Below are 20,415 nucleotides of genomic sequence, written 5' to 3'. Positions count from 1 at the left end.
TTTACGTCACACTCAGCCTGCGCCCCACCGTCGATTCGAGAGCCCCAATGCCACGCCACCTCCTGCCCCTGAGCCTCGCCCTGCTCCTGACTGCCTGCGGCGACGGCGAACCGCTGATGCCCCCGGACGCCCGCCTGCCTGACGGCGCGCGCTACCGTGGCGAGCTGGTGAACGGCCAGCTGCAAGGTCCGGGGCGGCTGGATTACAGCAATGGCGCCTGGTACGAGGGCGGCTTCGACAAGGGCCTGCAGAGCGGCCAGGGCAAATGGAGCGACGGCAACGGCACGAGCTATGAAGGCGAGTTCCGCGACGGCCTGTTCGACGGTCGTGGCCGCCTGCAGTACGCCGACGGCAGCTTCTACGAGGGCCAGTTCAAGCGCGGCGAGTTCGACGGCGAGGGGCAGCTCTCCCAAGGCGGCACCACCTACAGCGGTGGTTTCCGCAAGGGCCGCTACGAAGGCCTGGGCAGCCTCGAACAGGCCGACGGCACCCGACACCAGGGAGCCTTCGCCAGGGGCGAGGCCAACGGCGAGGGCGCACGCCGGGACAGCCTGGGCAACCAGTACAGCGGCCCGTTCAAGAATGGCGTGCTCGAAGGCAAGGGCATCTTCCGTGACGACGCGGGCGACCAGTACAGCGGCGAGTTCCGCAACGACCAGTTCGACGGCACCGGGCGCTTCCAGAACGCCGACGGCGACGTCTGGTTCGGCCGCTTCAAGGCCGGCGCGCTGAGCGGGCCGGGCGAGTTCATCGGCAGCGATGGCAGCCGCTACAAGGGCGACTTCCGCTTCTGGCGCTTCGACGGCCAGGGCACCCTGAGCAAGGCCGACGGGCAGACCTACAGCGGCGGCTTCGCCCGTGGCGAATATTCCGGAGAAGGCACCCTCACCCGCCGCGACGGCAGTGTGCAGAAAGGCACCTGGAGTGCCGGCCAGCTACGCCAGGACGCCACCGGCAAGCGGCTGCCCAATCCGCTGGAGGTGGGTCTGCTGGAGCAAGGCGCGCTGCTGGACAAGGCGCTGGCGGCCGTCCCCGCGTCTACGCCTGCGATCGAGCTCTACGGCGTCAGCCTGGGTGGCGACGGCAAGCAGAGCGTGTTCCTGCGCGAGGCCGACTATGTCGCCAAGCTGCTCGGTGACCGCTTCGGCGCGCGCGGCGTGGTGCGTCTGGTGAACCACCGCGACCACCTCGCCGACCGCCCCATGGCCACCCGCGAAACGCTCGCCCGCACCCTGCGAACCATTGCTGAGCGCAGTGGCCCGGAGGACCTGGTGTTCATCTACCTGACCAGCCACGGCTCCCATGACCACCAGCTGGTGCTCGACATGCCAGGCCTGAAGCTCGACAACCTGCCGGCCAGCGAGTTGGCCACGCTGCTCGCCCCCCTCAAGGACCGCACCAAGGTACTGGTGATCTCCGCCTGCTACAGCGGCGGCTTCATCCCCGCGCTCAAGGACGACAAGACCCTGATCATGACCGCCGCGCGCAGCGACCGGGTGTCCTTCGGCTGCTCCGAGGAAGCCGATTTCACCTACTTCGGTGATGCACTGTTCGCCCAGGCATTCCAGCAGACCGATGACCTCAAGAAAGCTTTTTCGCTGGCCAGCGATACGGTCGCCAAACGCGAGAAGGAAGAAGAATTCGAACCGTCGGAGCCGCAACTCTGGGCGCCGGATGCGGTCATCAGCCGCTGGAAGGCTTTGCGCGCGCAGCCGTCGCAAGCCGCTTACGATGCTCAAAGTGTCGCCGCGCAGGCAAAACAATAAGGCGACAACTAAGCTGGACTGTGTGTCAGGGGAGAAACACAGATGCTCTCGAAACCGACCAATATTCTGCTTGCTGGCGCCACCGGCCTGACTGGTGAACATCTGCTCGACCGCATGCTCAATGAGCCCACGGTCAAGCGCGTCATTGCCCCGGCCCGAAGGAAGCTGGCGGAGCACCCACGCCTGGAAAACCCCATCGGCCCGCTGGCCGAACTCATCCCGCACCTGGTCCAGCCGGTGGACACGGTGTTCTGCTGCCTGGGCACCACGCTCAAGGAGGCCGGTTCCGAGGAGGCTTTCCGCAGTGTCGACTACGACCTGCCGCTGGCCCTGGGCGAGCGCGGCCTGGCCCTTGGCGCAAGGCACTACATCGTGGTCAGCGCGCTGGGCGCGGACAGCAAGTCATCGATCTTCTACAGCCGGACCAAGGGCGAACTGGAAGACGCCCTGCGCCAGCAAGGCTGGCAGCAACTGACCATCGCACGGCCGTCACTGCTGCTGGGCCAGCGCGAGGAGGTCCGCCTCGCCGAACTGCTCGCCGCGCCCTTCTCGCGCATCCTGCCGGGCAAGCTGCACGGCATCGAGGCTATCGCCCTGGCCCGCGCGCTCTGGCGTCTGGCACTGGAAACCGGCAAGGGCGTGCGCGTCGTCGAGTCGGACGAACTGCGCAAGCTCGGTAAATAGCTCCCGACGGATACCACCCGAATGCTCTTGTAGGATGGGTCTCCCTGAACGCCCTTCGGTGATCAGCAGAAGCGGTTCAGTTCCCGCCCCACACCTGCAAGCCGATGCCCAGCTCCGCCGCAATCGAGAGCGGCAGCAGCAGCGTATCGAGCAGCGCACTGCCCGGCAGGTCGAGGCCCGGGTAGGCCGGCGCATCGACACCGAAATGGTCCTTCGGGCAGCAGCCGCCATTGAGCGAATACCAGTCCAGCCGGGTACCGGCATAGATCAGCGGATCGCCGGGCCGGCTGTCGTTGAGCGTCTTCACGGTGGCGCAACCGCCCAGTTGCAACAGCAACAGGGCGGCGAGGAGTTTATTCGTCACTGACAAGATGGTGTTCGCCCCAGCGCGGCAGCATGTCCTGGGGAATGCCCAGCTGATTGAGGATGCGCGCCACGACGAAGTCGATCAGGTCATCGACCGTCTGCGGCTGATGATAGAAGCCCGGAGCAGCCGGCAGGATCACCGCGCCCAGGTTGGACAGCTTGAGCATGTTCTCCAGGTGGATACTGGAGAACGGCGCCTCGCGTGGTACCAGGATCAGTTGGCGGCGCTCTTTCAGGGCGACGTCGGCGGCGCGTTCGATCAAGTTGTTGCAGGCGCCTGTGGCGATGGCCGACAGCGTCCCCGTCGAGCAGGGCACCACCACCATCGCACTCGGCGCGCCGGAGCCGGAAGCCACCGGCGCCATCCAGTCTTCCTTGCCGTAGACGCGGATCTGCCCGGGGGCGGCGCCGGTGTATTCGCTGAGGAAGGCCTGCATCGCCTGCGGCTTGCTCGGCAGGGTCACGTCGGTCTCGGTGGCCACCACCAGTTGCGCAGCCTTGGAGATCAGGAAGTGCACCTCGCGGTCTTCCTGCACCAGGCAATCGAGCAGGCGCAGGCCATACTGGGCGCCGGAGGCGCCGGTCATGGCGAGGGTGACGCGTTCGGCTCCGGCCATGTTCAGCCCTCCAGCGCCTGGGCCAGCTTGCCGTGCAGGCCGCCGAATCCGCCGTTGCTCATGACCACGACCTGGGTACCCGGCGTGGCGATGGCTTTTACGCCCTCGATGATGGCTTCCAGCGAGTCGCACACTTGCGTGGGAACGGTGGAGCTGGCCACGGTGGCGGCCAGGTCCCAGCCGAGGTTCGGCGGTGCGTACCAGAACACGTTGTCAGCCTGCACCACGGACTCCGGCAGGCCGTCGCGGTGGGCACCGAGCTTCATGGAGTTGGAACGCGGCTCGACCACGGCGATCACCTTGGCATCGCCGACGCGCTTGCGCAGGCCGTCGAGGGTGGTGGCGATGGCGGTCGGGTGGTGGGCGAAGTCGTCATAGATGGTGATGCCCTTGACCTCGGCGACCTTCTCCATGCGCCGCTTGACGCTCTTGAAGGCCGACAACGCGGCGCAGCCCAGCTCCGGCACCACGCCGACATGGCGGGCCGCCGCGAGGCAGGCCAGGGCGTTGGCGACGTTGTGCTGGCCGGTCAGTTCCCAGTCCACGGTGCCCTGGGGTTTGCCGTCGAACAGCACCTCGAAGTGCGAGCCGTCCTCGCTGAGCAGGCGCGCCTGCCACTGGCCGCCTTCGCCGGTGGTCTGCACCGGGGTCCAGCAACCCATGTCGATCACGCGCTTGAGGGCGGTTTCGGACGTGGGGTGGATGACCAGGCCTTCGCCGGGAATGGTCCGCACCAGGTGGTGGAACTGGCGCTCGATGGCGGCGAGGTCGGGGAAGATGTCCGCGTGGTCGAATTCCAGGTTGTTCAGGATCGCCGTGCGCGGGTGGTAGTGGACGAACTTGGAGCGCTTGTCGAAGAAGGCGCTGTCGTACTCGTCCGCCTCGACCACGAAGAACGGTGTGCCACCCAGGCGCGCGGAGACGCCGAAGTTCTGCGGTACACCGCCGATCAGGAAACCCGGGCTCATCCCGGCGTGCTCCAGCACCCAGGCCAGCATGCTGCTGGTGGTGGTCTTGCCGTGGGTGCCGGCCGCCGCCAGGACCCAGCGGCCCTGCAGCACGTGGTCGGCCAGCCACTGCGGGCCGGAGACATAGGGCAGACCCTTGTTCAGCACGTATTCCACGGCAGGATTGCCGCGCGACAGCGCGTTGCCGACTACCACCAGGTCCGGAGCCGGCTCCAGGTGGGCGGGATCATAGCCCTGCATCAGCTCGATGCCCTGGGCTTGCAGCTGGGTGCTCATGGGCGGGTAGACGTTGGCGTCGGAGCCGGTCACGCGGTGGCCCAGTTCCTTGGCCAGGACGGCCAGCGACCCCATGAAGGTGCCGCAGATGCCGAGGATGTGGATATGCATGCAGACTCCTGCAATCAAGCCTTTCCAGGCGCTTCGAATGGGCGGCAGAGTAGCACAGCGCGCCCCCGCGCGGCCCGCCGCCGGGGCATCAGACGACGAGGTGGGGAGGCGGTTCCCGGTGGCTTGAGAATGTTGTCACGAGGGGTGGCGCGTAGGATGGGTGGAGCGAAGCGATACCCATGCCGATCCGGCGCCCGGCATTGATGGGTATCGCTGCGCTCCACGCCATCCTACGAAAGGCTCTTGCGGCTCAGGCCGTGGCGATTGAGCTTGCGATACAACGTATTGCGGCTGATGCCCAGCTGCTGCGCCGCACGGCTGACATGCCAGCGCTGCGCTTCGAGCACCTCCAGCAGCGCGTTGCGCTCGGCAGCGCCAAGGGTGTCGCTACATTCCTCGCCCAGGGCGACCGCAGTCACAGCGGCAGCCGGTGTACGGCGAAGGTCCGGCGGCAGGTCGGCCATCTGGATCCGGCCGCCTTCGCACAGCGCACAGAGCGTGCGCAGCACGTTGCGCAGCTGGCGCACGTTGCCCGGCCAGGGGAAGTCCAGCAGGTGCCGGCGCACGTCGTCGTCCAGGCGCACGCTGCGGCCCTTGCTCTCCTCGGCCAACAGGTGATCGAGCAGGGCGCCACGATCCTCACGCTCGCGCAGCGGCGGCAGCGCAACCACCAGGCCGTTGAGGCGATAATAGAGGTCTTCGCGGAACTGTCCGGCGTCTACCAGCGCTTCCAGATCACGGTGGCTGGCGCTGATCAGGCGGATATCCACGTCCTGCGGCTCGCCGCCGATGGGCACCACCTGGCGCTCTTCCAGCACGCGCAGCAGACGCGTTTGCAGCGCCAGCGGCATGTCGCCGATCTCGTCGAGGAATAGCGTGCCGCCATCGGCCTGCTGCAGCTTGCCGCGCATGCCTTCCTTACGCGCGCCGGTGAAGCTGCCACCGCGATAACCGAACAGCTCGCTCTCGATCAGGGTCTCGGGAATCGCCGCGCAGTTCAGTGCGACGAAGCTCTTGCCAGCGCGCTCGCCGCCCAGGTGCACGGCACGGGCGAAAGCCTCCTTGCCGGTGCCAGTCTCGCCCTGCAGCAGCAGCGGCACGTCGTGGGCGTAGACCTTCAGCGCGCGGCGGAAGTCATGGGCGAGTTGCGGGTCGTCGATGCACAACCCCTTGGCCAGTGGCGCACGCGGCAGCACCGGCGCGGCGACGATGGGACGCTTGCCGCGCAGCAACGCATAGAGCGTACGACCAGTGTGGGTGCGCAGAGGCCAGCTGGCACTCGGCTGCGGATCGGCGCGGCTGAACAGGTCATCCAGCCGGCAATCGAAGAACTGCTCCAGGGAGCGGCCGATCAGGCTGTCCCGGCGGCTGCCGAGCAGGTTGATAGCGCTCTGGTTCGCCGCGCGGATACGCCCGTCGCCGCCGAAGGCCAGCATGCCCTCGCTGAACAGCCCGAGGCCGTCCGGTTGCAGGTGGAAGCGCAGCAGCCACTGGTCCTCGAAATGGCGCAGGAAGTAACAGCTTTCGATGGCCTTGGCCGAGAGGTTGACCAGCGCCATGGTGTGGAACTGGCTCTGCCGCGACACGTCGCGGCGCGCGGAGGAAACGTCGAGCACCGCCAGCAGTTCGCCCTGCGGGTCGAACACCGGGCTGGCCGAGCAGGTCAGCCCGGTGTGGCGGCTACGAAAATGTTCGTCCTGGTGAATGGTCAGCGCCTGGCGTTCCACCAGGCAGGTGCCGATACCGTTGGTGCCTTCGCGGGCTTCGCTCCAGTCGGCGCCGAGCCACAGCCCGGCCTGTTCGAAGGTGCGCCGCTCGGCAGCTTCGCTGACGCAGTTGAGGATCACCCCGCGAGAATCGGTGAGCAGCACCGCGTGGCCGGCGCCGGAGAGCTGCTGGTGCAGGCTGTTCATCTCGTCGCTGGCGATCTCCAGCACCTGGCGGTGCCGCTCGCGGACTTCGAGCATGCGCGCGTGCTCCAGCACTGCCGGCGCCATGGGCTGCGCCGGGTCGAGGTGGTACTGCTCCAGGCAGCGCATCCAGGAACGGGCGATCGACGGGTCCGCACCGGGAGCTCCGGCGCGGGCCTTGCCCTCGGCCACGGTCATGACCTGGCGGGCGTGGCGGCTCAAATCGTTGGCGCGCATTCTTGTTGTTCTCCGCTTGGGGGACGGGGAGGCAGCCCCGGGTTCCAGCGAATCCTTGTCAGACAATTCGCAGGAACGCAGGACAGCATCCCCCACGCGCCAGCCCAATGCAACGCCTGGCCGACCGTCAGGTCACGACTGTCACGAAGTCGGGACAAAGTGTCACGCAGCACTGTGCCAGGCGCGTGACAGCGCGCTTTCCGCCGCACCGCCGTGATCCCGTCCGGGCCACACACGGCGTGCCTTTCACTGGCATGGCCCGGCCCTTGCTCTACGCTGAATCAACGTCCTCCCCAACAAGCACAAGACCCAGGAGATCCGACCATGCGTTATGCCCATCCCGGTAGCGAAGGCGCCATCGTTTCGTTCAAGGCGCGCTACGGCAACTACATCGGCGGCGAATTCGTCCCGCCGGTAAAGGGTCAGTACTTCACCAACACGTCGCCGGTGAATGGCCAGCCCATCGCCGAATTCCCCCGCTCCACCGCCGAGGACATCGACAAGGCGCTGGACGCCGCCCACGCCGCCGCCGATGCCTGGGGCCGCACCTCGGTGCAGGACCGCTCGCTGGTGTTGCTGAAGATTGCCGACCGCATCGAACAGAACCTGGAGCTGCTCGCCGTCACCGAAACCTGGGACAACGGCAAGCCGGTGCGTGAAACCCTCAACGCCGACATCCCGCTGGCCGCCGACCACTTCCGCTACTTCGCCGGCTGCATCCGCGCGCAGGAAGGCAGTGCCGCCGAGATCAACGACAGCACCGTCGCTTACCATATCCACGAGCCGCTGGGCGTGGTCGGGCAGATCATCCCGTGGAACTTCCCGCTGCTGATGGCCGCGTGGAAGCTGGCGCCGGCCCTGGCTGCCGGCAACTGCATCGTGCTCAAACCGGCCGAGCAGACCCCGCTGGGCATCTGCGTGCTGATGGAACTGATCGGCGACCTGCTGCCCAAGGGCGTGCTCAACGTCGTCCAGGGCTTCGGCAAGGAAGCCGGTGAAGCGCTGGCCACCAGCAAGCGCATCGCCAAGATCGCCTTCACCGGCTCGACTCCGGTGGGCTCGCACATCCTCAAGTGCGCCGCCGAGAACATCATTCCGTCCACCGTGGAGCTGGGCGGCAAGAGCCCGAACATCTACTTCGAGGACATCATGCAGGCCGAGCCGACCTTCATCGAGAAGGCTGCCGAAGGCCTGGTGCTGGCCTTCTTCAACCAGGGCGAGGTGTGCACCTGCCCGTCCCGCGCACTGGTGCAGGAGTCCATCTACCCGCAGTTCATGGACGTGGTGATGAAGAAGGTGAAAGCCATCAAGCGTGGCGACCCGCTGGACACCGACACCATGGTCGGCGCCCAGGCCTCGCAGCAGCAGTACGAGAAGATCCTTTCCTACCTCGACATTGCCCAGCAGGAAGGCGCGCAGATCCTTACCGGCGGCAAGGTCGAGAAGCTCGAGGGCAGTCTCTCCACCGGCTATTACATCCAGCCGACCCTGCTCAAGGGCAGCAACCAGATGCGCGTGTTCCAGGAGGAAATCTTCGGGCCGGTGGTGGGCGTCACCACCTTCAAGGACGAAGCCGAGGCACTGGCCATCGCCAACGACACCGAGTACGGCCTGGGCGCTGGCGTCTGGACCCGCGACATCAACCGTGCGTACCGCATGGGTCGCGGCATCAAGGCCGGCCGCGTGTGGACCAACTGCTACCACCTGTACCCGGCACACGCCGCCTTCGGTGGCTACAAGAAATCCGGCGTGGGCCGCGAGACCCACAAGATGATGCTCGACCACTACCAGCAGACCAAGAACCTGCTGGTGAGCTACGACATCAATCCGCTGGGCTTCTTCTGATGGCTGGCTGCTGATTGCCTCCGCCCGGTTCGCCGGGCGGTCTCCCCCGAATCGATCTTTGCGCGGCCTGCGGGCCGCGCTTTTTTATGCCCGGGGAAAGGTGCTTTTCGTAGGATGGTGTAGCGCGCAGCGAAACCCATCAGCCCCGCGCAACGACAGCATGGGTATCGCTCCGCTCCACCCATCCTACGGTTCGCGGCACGTCACTGCGCATCGCTGCGCCACTGCCGCGGGCTCACACCGAACCAGCGGCGGAAGGCGCGGGAGAAGGCGCTGGTCTCGGAATACCCCAACAGCGGAGCCAGCTCGGAGATCGGCCGCTGCGGCTGCCGCAGGTAGTGCAGCGCCAGCTCACGACGGGTGTTTTCCACCAGTTGGCTGAAACTCAACCCGGCCTCGCGCAGGCGGCGCTGCAGGCCGGCGGTGGTGAGTTCCAGCTGCTCGGCGATGATCTCCAGCGACGGCTCGCCATCCGCCAGCGCCAGGCGAATCTGCGTGCCGGCGTCCTCCACCAGATTAGGCGCGCCGCCCTGCTCGCCCAGCCGACGGATCACATCCTGCACCAGGAACAGCAGGTTGGCGTCGCGCTCGGGCATCTGCCGACCATACAGGTCGCGCTTGGGAATCAGCATCGAATTGCAGCCGCGCTGGAACAGCACCGGCGCGTCGAACACCCGACCATGTTCCTGCCAACCTTCCGGCCGCGCATGCTCGAAGCTCACCGCGCGCGGCGCCCATTCAGGGCCAAGCGCGTGGCGCATCAGGTTCAGCGCCATGCCCAGCGTCAGCTCGGCGTCCTGGCGGCGGTCGAGGATGGCGCCGTGGCGGACCTGGTAGTCGAAGCGATAACACTCGCCGCAATCCACCAGGCGGATCAGGGTGTCGTGTTGGTGATAGGGGAAGGCAGCGGCGAAGTTCTTCAGCGCCTCTTCCAGCGTCTCCGAACAGAGCCCGACGTAGCCCAGCAGACCCAGCTCGCGGGGGCGGAACTGCTCGCCGTAGCGCAGCCCGAAGTTGTCGCAACCCGACTGCCGCGCGGCCTCTTCCAGCACCTGGCAGTAGTTGGTCAGCGCCAGACTCAGGGTCGGATGCAGCAGGCGCTCCGGGTCGATACCGGCGCGTCCGAAGACGCGGTCGATGTCACCGCCCTGGTCGCCGATGAAGCGGCCCAGGCCACTGGCGGCGGCGGACAGCACGCCGATGTTGCTGGCCAGGGGCAGGCTCAGGCCGGAGGGGGAGAACAGAGGCTGGCTCATGTCGGATACCGATCTTGTTATCAGGCACGCAAAACACGTCGTCCCCAAAGCAGGGGCCAATAAACAAAGCAAATCCCGTGCCTCGACTGCCCTTCAGCGACCCGCCGGACAGGGCGCCGCGCCTGGCCTGCAGCTGCCACAGCACGGGGCAGGCCGGCGATTTCCGGCACCAGAAGCGAGCACCGCGCGCCCGGTGGGGCAATGGGTAACAACCAGTTGACCCTGCACGGCGAAAGCCGGTTCCAGCGGTCAAGTCTTGCGCGTCAGTGCGCCACTACCATCGGGTCTCAGGTATCCGTCCACGCCCTTGCGACCCGCCCCACTTGCGGCCTATCCCTTGCGGAGAGAGGAATAACAACAATGAGCGCATCACAACTCAAACCCACGCTTGGCACCCTGCACCTCTGGGGGCTCGCCGTGGGCCTGGTGATCTCCGGCGAATACTTCGGCTGGAGCTACGGCTGGGCCGCCGCCGGCACCCTGGGCTTCCTCGTCACCACGCTGATCGTCGCGGTGATGTATACCTGCTTCATCTTCAGCTACACCGAACTGACCACCGCCATTCCCCACGCCGGCGGGCCCTTCGCCTACAGCCTGCGGGCCTTCGGCAAGACCGGCGGGATGATCGCCGGCATCGCCACGCTGATCGAATTCGTCTTCGCCCCGCCGGCCATCGCCATGGCCATCGGCGCCTACCTCAATGTGCAGTTTCCCGGCCTCGATCCGAAGTGGGCGGCCACCGGCGCCTATGTGATCTTCATGACGCTGAACATCCTCGGCGTGAGCATCGCCGCCACCTTCGAGCTGGTGGTGACCGTGCTGGCGGTGGCCGAGTTGCTTGTGTTCATGGGCGTGGTCGCACCGGGCTTCAGCTTCAGCAACTTCGTGCTCAACGGCTGGGCCGGCTCGGACGTGTTCGGCGCCCCGGCCATGGCCGGCATCTTCGCCGCCATTCCGTTCGCCATCTGGTTCTTCCTCGCCATCGAGGGCGCGGCCATGGCTGCCGAGGAGGCCAAGGACCCGAAGCGCACCATTCCGCGGGCGTACATCGCCGGCATCCTGACCCTGGTGACCCTGGCCATCGGCGTGATGATCTTCGCCGGCGGCGTGGGCGACTGGCGCGCCCTGTCGAACATCAACGACCCGCTGCCGCAGGCGATGAAGGCCGTGGTGGGCAACAACTCCACCTGGATGCACATGCTGGTGTGGATCGGCCTGTTCGGCCTGGTGGCGAGCTTCCACGGCATCATCCTGGGCTACTCGCGGCAGTTCTTCGCGCTGGCCCGCTCCGGCTTCCTGCCGCGCAGCCTGGCGAAACTCTCGCGCTTCCAGACGCCGCACCGCGCCATCCTTGCCGGCGGCGCCGTAGGTATCGCGGCGATCTTCAGCGACGGTCTGATCAGCCTGCAGGGCATGACCCTGACCGCAGCGATGATCACCATGAGCGTATTCGGCGCCATCGTCATGTACATCATGAGCATGCTCAGCCTGTTCAAGCTGCGCCGCAGTGAGCCTGACCTGGAGCGCAGCTTCCGCGCGCCGGGCTATCCGGTGGTGCCGGCCATCGCGCTGGGCCTGGCGCTGGTCTGCCTGGCCGCGATGCTCTGGTTCAACAGCGTTATTGCCTCGGTGTTCCTGGTGCTGATGATCGGCGGCTGTTCCTGCTGCAGTATCGTCATCAGCCTCAATCGCGGCACCGACGCATCGTTCGCCAGCCAGGGCTGAGGAGTCGCGCCATGTCCGGATTCGTCCACAGCGTCGGTGGCCAGACCTGGCGCTTCGACAGCCTGCGCGAGGTGATGGCCAAGGCCAGCCCGGCGCGCTCCGGCGACCGCCTCGCCGGGGTCGCCGCTGGCAGCGATGCCGAGCGCGTTGCGGCGCAGATGGCGCTGGCCGACATCCCGCTCAAGCGTTTTCTCGACGAGGCGCTGATCCCCTACGAAAGCGACGAAGTCACCCGGCTGATCATCGACACCCATGATCGCGAAGCCTTCGCGCCGGTCAGCCACCTCACGGTGGGCGGCCTGCGCGACTGGCTGCTCGGCGATGCAGCCGACGAGACCAGCCTGCGCGCCCTGGCGCCGGGGCTGACGCCGGAAATGGCAGCCGCAGTATCGAAGATCATGCGCGTGCAGGACCTGGTGCTGGTGGCGCAGAAGATTCGCGTGGTCACCCGCTTCCGCAACACCCTGGGACTGCGCGGACGCATGTCCACCCGACTGCAACCCAACCACCCCACGGACGACCCGGCCGGGATCGCCGCCAGCGTGCTCGACGGCCTGCTCTATGGCAACGGCGACGCCATGCTCGGCATCAACCCGGCTACCGACAGCCTGCAGTCGATCTGCACCCTGTTGGAAATGCTCGACGCGATCATCCAGCGCTACGAGATTCCCACCCAGTCCTGCGTGCTCACCCACGTCACCAGCTCCATCGAGGCGATCAACCGCGGCGCGCCGCTGGACCTGGTGTTCCAGTCCATCGCCGGCACCCAAGCGGCCAACGCCAGCTTCGGCGTGAGTCTGTCGATCCTCCAGGAGGGCTACGACGCCGGTCTGTCGCAGAAGCGCGGCACCCTGGGCGACAACCTGATGTACTTCGAAACCGGCCAGGGCAGCGCGCTGTCGGCCAACGCCCACCACGGCGTCGACCAGCAGACCTGCGAGACCCGCGCCTACGCGGTGGCACGGCACTTCAAGCCGTTCCTGGTGAACACCGTGGTCGGCTTCATCGGCCCGGAATACCTGTACAACGGCAAGCAGATCATCCGCGCCGGGCTGGAAGACCACTTCTGCGCCAAGCTGCTCGGCGTGCCCATGGGCTGCGACATCTGCTACACCAACCACGCCGAGGCCGACCAGGACGACATGGACATGCTCCTGACCCTGCTGGGCGTGGCCGGCATCAACTTCATCATGGGCATCCCCGGCTCCGACGACGTGATGCTCAACTACCAGACCACCTCCTTCCACGACGCACTTTATGCGCGCCAGACGCTGGGGCTCAGGCCGGCGCCGGAATTCGAGGCGTGGCTGGAACGCATGGAAATCCTCCGCCAGCAGGACGGCCGTGTGCACATGGCCAGCCAGCTTCCCGGCGCCTTCCGCCAGGCGCTGGCGCAATTGTCCTGAGGGCCGCATGCATGAGGAGTGTTCGATGAGCGACAGCTTCATCCCCAACCCCTGGCAGGAACTGCGCCGCCTGACCTCCGCGCGCATCGCCCTGGGCCGCGCCGGCACCAGCCTGCCGACCGGGGCGCAGCTGGACTTCCAGTTCGCCCACGCCCAGGCGCGCGACGCCGTGCACCTGCCCTTCGACCGTGACGGCCTTGCCGCGCAATTGGCCGAGCGCGGTCGCGATGCTCTGTTGCTGCACAGTGCCGCCGCCGACCGTGACACCTACCTGCAACGCCCCGACCTGGGCCGGCGACTGAACGAGGAATCGGCGGAAATCCTGCGCTGCCACGCCGACCGCCATCCCCAGGGCTACGACCTGGCGGTGGTGATCGCCGACGGTCTCTCATCGCTTGCAGTGCAACGCCACAGCCTGCCCTTCCTCGAACGCCTGGAAGAACAGGCGCGCAATGAAGGCTGGAGCCTGTCGCCGGTTGCGCTGGTGCAACAGGGACGTGTCGCCGTAGCCGACGAAGTCGCCGAGCTGCTGCGCGCAAAGATGGTGGTGATCCTGATCGGCGAGCGCCCCGGCCTGTCCTCGCCGGACAGCCTCGGGTTGTACTTCACCTGGGCGCCGAAGGTCGGCCTGAACGACGCCTACCGCAACTGCATCTCCAATGTTCGGCTCGAAGGCCTGAGCTACGGCCTCGCGGCGCACCGCCTGCTCTACCTGATGCGCGAAGCCTGTCGCCGGCAGCTGTCGGGAGTAAACCTGAAGGACGAAGCGCAACTGCCTGCACTGGAGGGAGACGGACCCTCTTCACGGGGCAACTTCCTGCTCGGTGGCTGAGCAGGCTTGGCGCGGCTGTGAACGCGACCACATGCCGCGCAGAAGATCGCCGTCTTTAAGAATCGTCTTAAATCGCCCCTCCCGTTCGTCGCGCTAAAAAACTCGCCATCAAGGACCGCGCACTGACACGAACGGCTGCGCGGCCCCGCGCGCTCCAGTCGATGGCGAGATCATGGATTCACCCAGTACCTCTACCTCCACCCTGCTGGCCAACCAACGCGGCATCACCCTGGTCGAGACCCTGGTGACCATCGCGATCCTGGCAATCCTGCTGGGCATCGCAGTGCCCTCCTTCGACCTGCTGATCAACCGCAACCGCGCCCAGAGCAGCGGCAAGCAACTGATCGCACTGCTGCAGTACGCCCGCGCGCAGGCGCAGATCAGCCATCAGGAAATCAGCGTCACCCCGCAAACAGCCGGCGATTGGACCTCAACACTGGTGGTGTCCCGACAACAGGGAGGAGACGGGCCGGACAGCCAGGCCGTCGAACTGCGCCGAAGCCGCCTGGATGACTCCGCCCAGGTTCAGGTCAAGACCAGCAGCAGCGCTGCACAGGTGGTCTTCGATAGCAACGGCATCGCCGAATCCGGCCCCGACTACCCACTGGTCTTCACCCTCGATTCCGGCAGCTACGGCAGCAAGGTCTGCCTGCAACGCAGCGGGGCGGTGTGGGCATGCGAATGAGGCCAAGGCACGACGAGCGAGGGTTCTACCTGATCGAAGTGATGGTGGCGGTGATGCTCACCAGCGTGGCGCTACTGGGCATGGTGGCGCTGCAAGCGCGCAGCATCACCTATGCCCACGACAGCCAGCAGCGACAGAACGCCATCCTCCTGGCCGCCGATCTCGCCCGTAGCATGCAGGCCAATCGCGAGGGACTGGTGCGCAACGGCAAGCTCAAGGGCGACGCGGCGTTCCTGGTGGCCGAGGGCAGTGCCTTCCCCAGCCTGGGCAGCGGCGAGTCCTGCATCACCAGCGGGCTCGGGGTGAGCGATCGGATTCGTCGCGAACTGGCCTGCTGGACAACGCAGGTGCAGCGCCAACTCGCTACGGACGCGACACTGCTCAAGGATTCCACCTTCATTTGCGCCACCCGTGACGGCAAATCCTGCGCCAGTGGCTCCGAGCAACCCCTGCTGCTGATCCAACTCGCCTGGCACAGCCGCAACTGTCGCAGCGGCAGCCCGACCACTGCTGACGACGCCAGCGCCGCTTGCCTGACTGCGGACGCCGACGGTGGCGTCGAGCGCTATCGCCTGAGTTTCCAGCCATGAACGCCAGCGCGCAGAAAGGCCTTTCACTGATCGAACTCATGGTGGCGCTGGCCCTCGGCACCCTCGTGCTGTTCACCGTGCTGCAGATCTACCTGTCCGGCAGCGACCACGCCGCCTTCAACAATGCCCAGCAACAGAACCAGAGCCGGGCGCGCTTCATCCTCGACCTGCTGCAGAGCCAGGCCGGACAGGCCGGCTATGTCGCCTGGCAACGCCACGCCACGGCGCAGGATGCGGCGCTTTTCGACTTCGTCCTCGATCGCGAAGGCCCCTTTCCTTCGCTGACCGACAGTCGCACTGGCTGCAGCTTCGCCGATGGCAAGGTCAGCGCCGTCGACGCCGACGGCAAGGGGCTTTGCGTGCGCTACCAACGCTCACAACGGAGCGACGCGCAGTTTCACCAGGACTGCAGCGGCGGCGCCCTTTACAGCGACGCCGACAGCAGCACGCCACAGGTGCTGGTGAGCCACCTGTACGTCTCGGGCAGCGAACTGCACTGCAAGACGAACAACACGGCCTCCGCCGGCGAGGTCGTGCTCGCCACGGGCATCCATGACCTGCGCTTCGAATCCGCCTCGGTCAACCAGGTTCGCGTCGGCCTGGTCCTGACCTCTACCCGCCTTCTGCTGCCGGAGAACTGCACCTACCAGGACCCTCTCGGCGACCAGCAGAAAAACACCGGCACGCGCGGGTTGTGCAGCGCTTTCGCCCAGTCGCTCTACCTGAGGAACCAGCCATGAACCGGCAACGCGGCCAGACCTTGCTGATCGCCCTGCTCCTGCTGCTCGGCCTGAGCATCCTGACCCTGGGCAACCTGCGCAGCGGCCTGCTGCTGGACAACAGCCTTGCCGATGCGCGCGACTACCAGGCGGCATTGGGCGGCGCCACCTCGGCCGTCAACGAAGCGCTGTACCGCAGCCGTCACAGCCCTTACATGGCGGTGGGTACCCGCGACGATTGCATCGATACGCCGCAGGACCAGCAGCAGGTACTGCTCTGCGACCGACTGTGGCTGAATCCATCCGACCCGACCAGCAGCGCCCTCATCAAGCAGGCGCGCACCTATCGCGGCAACGACCTGGCGACCCCCGGCGAGATGGACGAACTGAGCCGCGCGCCGCGCTGGTACGTCGCGGCACAATGCGAGAGCCGCTCCTCCAGCGCCATGGCCGATTGCCTGGCCGGCAGCGGCACCCTGCTGCTGCAGGTGAACACCCTCGCCACCGGCATCACCGACCAGGCCCAGGTACGCCTGCAGGAGTATGCCCGTGTGCAGCGCTGAAGCCCTCCTGCGCGCCGCTCTGCTGGGCGCCACCCTGCTTGCCAGCGGCACCGCGGCAGCGGCCGCTCCAAGCCAGGCACCGCTGTTCCTGGTCGAGGGTGTCTCGCCGAACCTGATCGTCACCCTCGACGACTCCGGCAGCATGACCAGCGCCTATACACCCGATGGCATGAGCTCCTACACCATCGCCAACCGCTCCTCGGCGTACAACCCGATGTACTACAACCCGGCGATCACCTACGACGCGCCGTGGAAAGTCACCTTCAGCGGCGGGCGACTCAACAGCGAGCGCTACACCACCAGCTTCGACAAGGCCTACTACGACGGCTTTCTCACCATCCAGACCGGTACGCTGGATCTGAACAAGTACACCGGCAACGGCTACGGGCAGAACTCGATCCAGGCGGTCAACACCACCGACAGCTACAAGCAGTACGCCCACTACTACCAGTTCGACGCTGCCTGCCCGCATTCGCGCAACACTGCCACCGGCACACTCAGCGCGGTGCAGAACTGCGCATCCGACTACTCCTATACCAATGCAAACGCCTGCACCAAGAGCTGCTTTACCCCGCAATGGGTCACCACTGACGCGGAAAAGCAGAACTATGCCAATTGGTTTTCCTTCTACCGCACGCGCCAACTCGCCACGCGCACCGCGGCGAACCTGGCGCTGTTCGATCTGCCCGACCATATCCGGGTGACCTGGCAGGGCCTGAACAACTGTTACAGCACCAACTTCAACCTGAGCTCCACGGCTTGCGGCAACCAGACCCTGTCAGCCTTCGCCAGCCAGCACAAGGCAGACTTCTTCACCTTCACCAGCCGCCTGGTCGCCAGCGGCGGGACACCGCTGGGCACCGCACAGAACCGGGTCAACAACTTCCTGAGCAACACCACTGCCTACAACCCCTATGCCCGAGCGCCAGGCAGTACGCGCGACGTGAAAACCGAATACGCCTGCCGACCGACCTACCACCTGCTGATGACCGATGGTTTCGGCGACGGCTCCGGCGGCAGCAATGCCGACGGCACCACACGCACCCTGCCCGACGGCAAAGCCTTCGCCGCGACCGCGCCTTACTACGACAAGTGGTCCAATACCCTGGCCGATAACATCTTCCTCGGCTGGGCGACCGACGCGCGTACCGACCTGGAGAACAAGGTTCCGCCGCGCTACCGCGACGGCAACGACTACTGGAACCCGAAGAACGATCCCGCTACCTGGCAGCACGTCACCACCTACACCGTCGGCCTGGGGCTCGGCCCGACGCTGAAGTACCTGCAATGGGGTGGCGACACCTACTCGGGCTCCTATGCGCAATTGCTCGACGGCAGCAAGAGCTGGCCCAATCCCAGCGGCAGCACCAGCCTGGACGGCATGACCGTGACTGCCAACGAAGGCAAGGTAGCGGCGCTCTGGCACGGCGCGCTGAACTCCCGCGGCGAATTCTTCAGCGCCGACTCCACCAGCGAGCTGGTGCAGGCCTTCCAGTCCATCGTCAGCAGCATCTCCACCAGCCAGTTGGCGGTGGCTGCTGCCGGCGCCAGCTCGACCTCGCTGAGCACCGACACCTACCTCTACCGCGCCAGCTACCAGCCCACCGACTGGAGCGGCGATATCCTGCAGTACCGCCTCGACGCCGAGGGCAACGCCCAGGCCAACACGGCCCTGTCCTTCCGCAATCAGCTCGACCAGCGCTCCCCCGCCAGCCGCAGCCTCTACATCAATGCGCGGCCGGATCGCCCGAGCGGACATCTCCAGGCCTTCACCTGGAGCAACCTCGCGACCTCGCAGCAGGACCTGCTCGACAAGGCGCCCGGTACCCAGATCCGCGACAACCTCGGCGAGCGCCGTGTCGCCTGGCTGCGCGGCGACCGCAGTGACGAGGATTCGACCTTCCGCGCACGCAACCACCTGCTCGGCGACATCATCTACTCCTCGCCGGTGGTGGTCGGCCCGCCGTCCAGCGTAACTTACTACCTGGAGAAAGCCGCCCGCAGCACGGGCTACGAAGCCTTCCGCCAGGACCACGCAGACCGAGGGCGGCGCATCTACGTCGGCGCCAACGACGGCATGCTGCACGCTTTCGACGAGACGGGCCGGGAGCGTTGGGCCTTCATTCCCGCCGCAGTGGTCGACAAGCTCAACTACCTGTCGGCGATGAACTACGCGGGGCGTTCGGAGGAAGAAAACACCAACAACCTGCACCGCTTCTTCGTCGACGGCAGCGCCGTCACCCAGGATGTCTACTTCGACGGCGCCTGGCGCAGCGTGCTGGTCATGGCGCCAGGGCGTGGCGGGCGCGGGCTGTTCGCCCTGGACATCACCGATCCGGACACCCCGCAGCTGCTCTGGGAGCACACCGCCAGCGCCAGCAGTCGCGACGGCAAGGACATCGGCTTCGGCTACCTGCTGGAGCGCCCGGTCATCACCTTCTTCGAGGGTGAGCCCTACGTGCTCACCGGCAATGGCTACGACGCGGGCAAGGGTTATTCGCTATCGATTCGGCTGGCCGACGGCCGGATCGATGCCGCCAGCCACGCCACGTCCGGCGATGGTGAAGTCGGAAGCACGGTTGCCTGGACCCAGGCCGCCAGCCCGGGGGAACTCGCCCAGCGCTACTACGGCAACCTGCAGGGCAACCTGTACCGGCAAGGTGGCCTCGATGCCACCGCGAGTCTGCTGGCCAGCGTCGCCAGCGCGCGCGGCCAGGCGCTGAGCGCGGCACCGGAAGTCACCCAGCACCCCCGCGGAGGGCAGTTTGTCATGGCCGGTACCGGCAAGTATTTCGAAGGCAGCGACAAGGAGGGCCCCGCCACCCGGCAATCCTTGTACGGTTTCTGGGACCAGACCGACTACCTCGCCCACGTCGATGGCGCCGGCGACCCCGCCACCCTGAGCAAACTGGACAACCTGCAGAAGCAGACGCTCACCGAAGAAACCGTCACCCACAGCGGCGGCAGCACCCTCGTTCGGCAACTGAGCAGCGAGAGCGTGAGCTGGGACAGCAGCGGCAAGCGCGGTGTCGGCATCCGCGGCTGGTACTTCGACCTGGCGGAGACCGAGATGATCCTCGACCAGCCCTTCATGCTCGGCGACGTGCTCTTCGTCACCGTCAGCAAGCCCAACGCCGACCCGTGCAGCGCCGGTATCACTTACTGGCTGCTGGCGGTCAACCCCAAAACGGGCGGCGCGCTGAACTTCAACGCCTTCGACCTGGCAGGCGATGGCTCCTTCAGTGAAAGGGCCAGCGGCCTCCAGATCGACGGGCCGGTGACGCGCATCGGCGACAACCTCTATACCCCCGATGGCAACCGCCTGCCCGTGCAGCTCTTCGATCCGGTGAACCAGGGCCGCTTCAACTGGCAGATCATGAATTTCAACCTGCCCACGGGGTATCCCTGATGCTCAGGCACGCACTGTCCAGGCGAGTACAAGGCTTCACCCTGATCGAGATGATGGTGGTGGTGTGCATCCTCGCCCTGCTGGCCGGCATCGCCATCCCCAGCTACCGCCAATACGTCCTGCGCGCCAATCGCAGCGAGGCCCAGACGCTGCTGCGCGACGCCGCCGCCCAGCAGGAGCGCTACCTGGCGCAATACAGCAAGTACACCGATACCGCGACCCGGCTGGCCTTCGGTTATCCACTGGCCGACGGCAAACGCCTGTCGCCGCACCAGCTCTACGAACTGCAGGCCGAATTCATCGACGGCAATGCCCGCAGTTACCGCCTGACCGCCCTGCGCCGGGGCGCCCAGGCCAGCGACAGCGAATGCGGCGACTTCACCCTCGACCATCAGGGCAACCGTGGCACCAGCGCAGGCAGCGTGGAAAGCTGCTGGCGTTGATCAAACG

General features: G+C 66.5%; 17 protein-coding genes. 12 read left to right on the top strand and 5 right to left on the bottom strand.

Annotated features, from left to right (window positions below; genetic code table 11):
- The first annotated feature begins 47 nt into the window (after window positions 1-47).
- The gene (locus tag ACKI1H_RS09615) at window positions 48-1,766 is read left to right on the top strand and encodes a C13 family peptidase (protein WP_440468245.1); all 1,719 of its coding nucleotides are present in this window, start codon (window positions 48-50) and stop codon (window positions 1,764-1,766) included.
- Between the two features lie 42 nt (window positions 1,767-1,808).
- On the top strand, window positions 1,809-2,450 hold the full coding sequence (locus ACKI1H_RS09610; protein ID WP_138520231.1) for an oxidoreductase: 642 nt from the start codon (window positions 1,809-1,811) through the stop codon (window positions 2,448-2,450).
- 76 nt (window positions 2,451-2,526) lie between these two features.
- Here the strand turns inward: ACKI1H_RS09610 and ACKI1H_RS09605 are convergent, their stop codons facing one another.
- From ACKI1H_RS09605 to ACKI1H_RS09590, 4 genes are all read right to left on the bottom strand, one after another.
- On the bottom strand, window positions 2,527-2,814 hold the full coding sequence (locus ACKI1H_RS09605; protein WP_138520332.1) for a YceK/YidQ family lipoprotein: 288 nt from the start codon (window positions 2,812-2,814) through the stop codon (window positions 2,527-2,529).
- Window positions 2,804-3,433 (bottom strand): flavin prenyltransferase UbiX, encoded by a 630-nt coding sequence (gene ubiX, locus ACKI1H_RS09600; RefSeq protein WP_081517259.1) that lies wholly within the window; start codon window positions 3,431-3,433, stop codon window positions 2,804-2,806. Before ubiX ends, ACKI1H_RS09605 begins: the two co-directional genes overlap by 11 nt.
- 2 nt (window positions 3,434-3,435) lie before the next feature.
- Entirely contained in the window at window positions 3,436-4,788 is a 1,353-nt protein-coding gene (gene mpl / locus ACKI1H_RS09595) for a UDP-N-acetylmuramate:L-alanyl-gamma-D-glutamyl-meso-diaminopimelate ligase (RefSeq protein WP_440468244.1), read from the bottom strand.
- A gap of 230 nt (window positions 4,789-5,018) precedes the next feature.
- Window positions 5,019-6,935, bottom strand: a complete 1,917-nt coding sequence (locus ACKI1H_RS09590; RefSeq protein WP_440468243.1) for a sigma-54-dependent Fis family transcriptional regulator — start codon at window positions 6,933-6,935, stop codon at window positions 5,019-5,021.
- 324 nt (window positions 6,936-7,259) lie between these two features.
- On the opposite strand from ACKI1H_RS09590, the gene exaC reads away from it, so the two are divergent.
- On the top strand, window positions 7,260-8,780 hold the full coding sequence (exaC, locus tag ACKI1H_RS09585; protein ID WP_138520228.1) for an acetaldehyde dehydrogenase ExaC: 1,521 nt from the start codon (window positions 7,260-7,262) through the stop codon (window positions 8,778-8,780).
- A 203-nt stretch (window positions 8,781-8,983) separates the two neighbouring features.
- Here exaC and qhpR read toward each other — a convergent pair whose 3' ends face one another.
- Window positions 8,984-10,036 (bottom strand): AraC-like transcriptional regulator QhpR, encoded by a 1,053-nt coding sequence (qhpR, locus tag ACKI1H_RS09580; RefSeq protein WP_236172537.1) that lies wholly within the window; start codon window positions 10,034-10,036, stop codon window positions 8,984-8,986.
- 360 nt (window positions 10,037-10,396) lie between these two features.
- On the opposite strand from qhpR, the gene eat reads away from it, so the two are divergent.
- The 9 genes from eat to ACKI1H_RS09535 all read left to right on the top strand — a co-directional run bounded on the left by eat (window position 10,397) and on the right by ACKI1H_RS09535 (window position 20,408).
- Window positions 10,397-11,761, top strand: a complete 1,365-nt coding sequence (gene eat, locus ACKI1H_RS09575; RefSeq protein WP_440468242.1) for an ethanolamine permease — start codon at window positions 10,397-10,399, stop codon at window positions 11,759-11,761.
- An 11-nt stretch (window positions 11,762-11,772) separates the two neighbouring features.
- Entirely contained in the window at window positions 11,773-13,167 is a 1,395-nt protein-coding gene (locus ACKI1H_RS09570) for an ethanolamine ammonia-lyase subunit EutB (protein ID WP_138520225.1), read from the top strand.
- A 25-nt stretch (window positions 13,168-13,192) separates the two neighbouring features.
- Entirely contained in the window at window positions 13,193-13,999 is an 807-nt protein-coding gene (gene eutC / locus ACKI1H_RS09565) for an ethanolamine ammonia-lyase subunit EutC (RefSeq protein WP_236172535.1), read from the top strand.
- A 172-nt stretch (window positions 14,000-14,171) separates the two neighbouring features.
- Window positions 14,172-14,684: a GspH/FimT family pseudopilin gene (locus ACKI1H_RS09560; protein WP_138520223.1), complete on the top strand. Its 513-nt coding sequence runs from the start codon at window positions 14,172-14,174 to the stop codon at window positions 14,682-14,684.
- Window positions 14,681-15,274 carry a type IV pilus modification protein PilV gene (gene pilV, locus ACKI1H_RS09555; RefSeq protein WP_236172534.1) on the top strand — a complete coding sequence of 198 codons (594 nt, stop codon included), beginning with the start codon at window positions 14,681-14,683 and terminating at the stop codon, window positions 15,272-15,274. The genes ACKI1H_RS09560 and pilV overlap by 4 nt, the downstream gene beginning before the upstream one ends.
- Window positions 15,271-16,014 carry a PilW family protein gene (locus ACKI1H_RS09550; RefSeq protein WP_138520221.1) on the top strand — a complete coding sequence of 248 codons (744 nt, stop codon included), beginning with the start codon at window positions 15,271-15,273 and terminating at the stop codon, window positions 16,012-16,014. The genes pilV and ACKI1H_RS09550 overlap by 4 nt, the downstream gene beginning before the upstream one ends.
- Window positions 16,011-16,556 (top strand): hypothetical protein, encoded by a 546-nt coding sequence (locus tag ACKI1H_RS09545; RefSeq protein WP_138520220.1) that lies wholly within the window; start codon window positions 16,011-16,013, stop codon window positions 16,554-16,556. The genes ACKI1H_RS09550 and ACKI1H_RS09545 overlap by 4 nt, the downstream gene beginning before the upstream one ends.
- A complete protein-coding gene (locus ACKI1H_RS09540; RefSeq protein ID WP_440468241.1) occupies window positions 16,543-19,965 on the top strand; it encodes a pilus assembly protein in 3,423 nt (1,140 codons plus the stop codon). Before ACKI1H_RS09545 ends, ACKI1H_RS09540 begins: the two co-directional genes overlap by 14 nt.
- On the top strand, window positions 19,965-20,408 hold the full coding sequence (locus tag ACKI1H_RS09535; protein WP_138520218.1) for a type IV pilin protein: 444 nt from the start codon (window positions 19,965-19,967) through the stop codon (window positions 20,406-20,408). The genes ACKI1H_RS09540 and ACKI1H_RS09535 overlap by 1 nt, the downstream gene beginning before the upstream one ends.
- Window positions 20,409-20,415 lie beyond the last annotated feature (7 nt).

Origin of the sequence: Pseudomonas sp. YH-1, assembly GCF_051990045.1 — a bacterium.
GTDB lineage: Bacteria > Pseudomonadota > Gammaproteobacteria > Pseudomonadales > Pseudomonadaceae > Pseudomonas > Pseudomonas nicosulfuronedens.
The sequence above is the reverse complement of the archived record's forward strand: the minus strand, read 5'-3'. Positions and strand labels throughout refer to the sequence as shown.

Bases quoted from the DNA above. Each gene is read 5' to 3' on its own strand.
- eutC (WP_236172535.1), top strand. From the start codon at position 13,193: ATGAGCGACAGCTTCATCCCCAACCCCTGGCAGGAACTGCGCCGCCTG.
- ACKI1H_RS09610 (WP_138520231.1), top strand. From the start codon at position 1,809: ATGCTCTCGAAACCGACCAATATTCTGCTTGCTGGCGCCACCGGCCTG.
- pilV (WP_236172534.1), top strand. From the start codon at position 14,681: ATGAGGCCAAGGCACGACGAGCGAGGGTTCTACCTGATCGAAGTGATG.
- mpl (WP_440468244.1), bottom strand. From the start codon at position 4,788: ATGCATATCCACATCCTCGGCATCTGCGGCACCTTCATGGGGTCGCTG.
- ACKI1H_RS09560 (WP_138520223.1), top strand. From the start codon at position 14,172: ATGGATTCACCCAGTACCTCTACCTCCACCCTGCTGGCCAACCAACGC.
- eat (WP_440468242.1), top strand. From the start codon at position 10,397: ATGAGCGCATCACAACTCAAACCCACGCTTGGCACCCTGCACCTCTGG.
- ACKI1H_RS09590 (WP_440468243.1), bottom strand. From the start codon at position 6,935: ATGCGCGCCAACGATTTGAGCCGCCACGCCCGCCAGGTCATGACCGTG.
- ACKI1H_RS09615 (WP_440468245.1), top strand. From the start codon at position 48: ATGCCACGCCACCTCCTGCCCCTGAGCCTCGCCCTGCTCCTGACTGCC.
- ubiX (WP_081517259.1), bottom strand. From the start codon at position 3,433: ATGGCCGGAGCCGAACGCGTCACCCTCGCCATGACCGGCGCCTCCGGC.
- ACKI1H_RS09550 (WP_138520221.1), top strand. From the start codon at position 15,271: ATGAACGCCAGCGCGCAGAAAGGCCTTTCACTGATCGAACTCATGGTG.
- ACKI1H_RS09570 (WP_138520225.1), top strand. From the start codon at position 11,773: ATGTCCGGATTCGTCCACAGCGTCGGTGGCCAGACCTGGCGCTTCGAC.
- qhpR (WP_236172537.1), bottom strand. From the start codon at position 10,036: ATGAGCCAGCCTCTGTTCTCCCCCTCCGGCCTGAGCCTGCCCCTGGCC.
- exaC (WP_138520228.1), top strand. From the start codon at position 7,260: ATGCGTTATGCCCATCCCGGTAGCGAAGGCGCCATCGTTTCGTTCAAG.
- ACKI1H_RS09535 (WP_138520218.1), top strand. From the start codon at position 19,965: ATGCTCAGGCACGCACTGTCCAGGCGAGTACAAGGCTTCACCCTGATC.
- ACKI1H_RS09545 (WP_138520220.1), top strand. From the start codon at position 16,011: ATGAACCGGCAACGCGGCCAGACCTTGCTGATCGCCCTGCTCCTGCTG.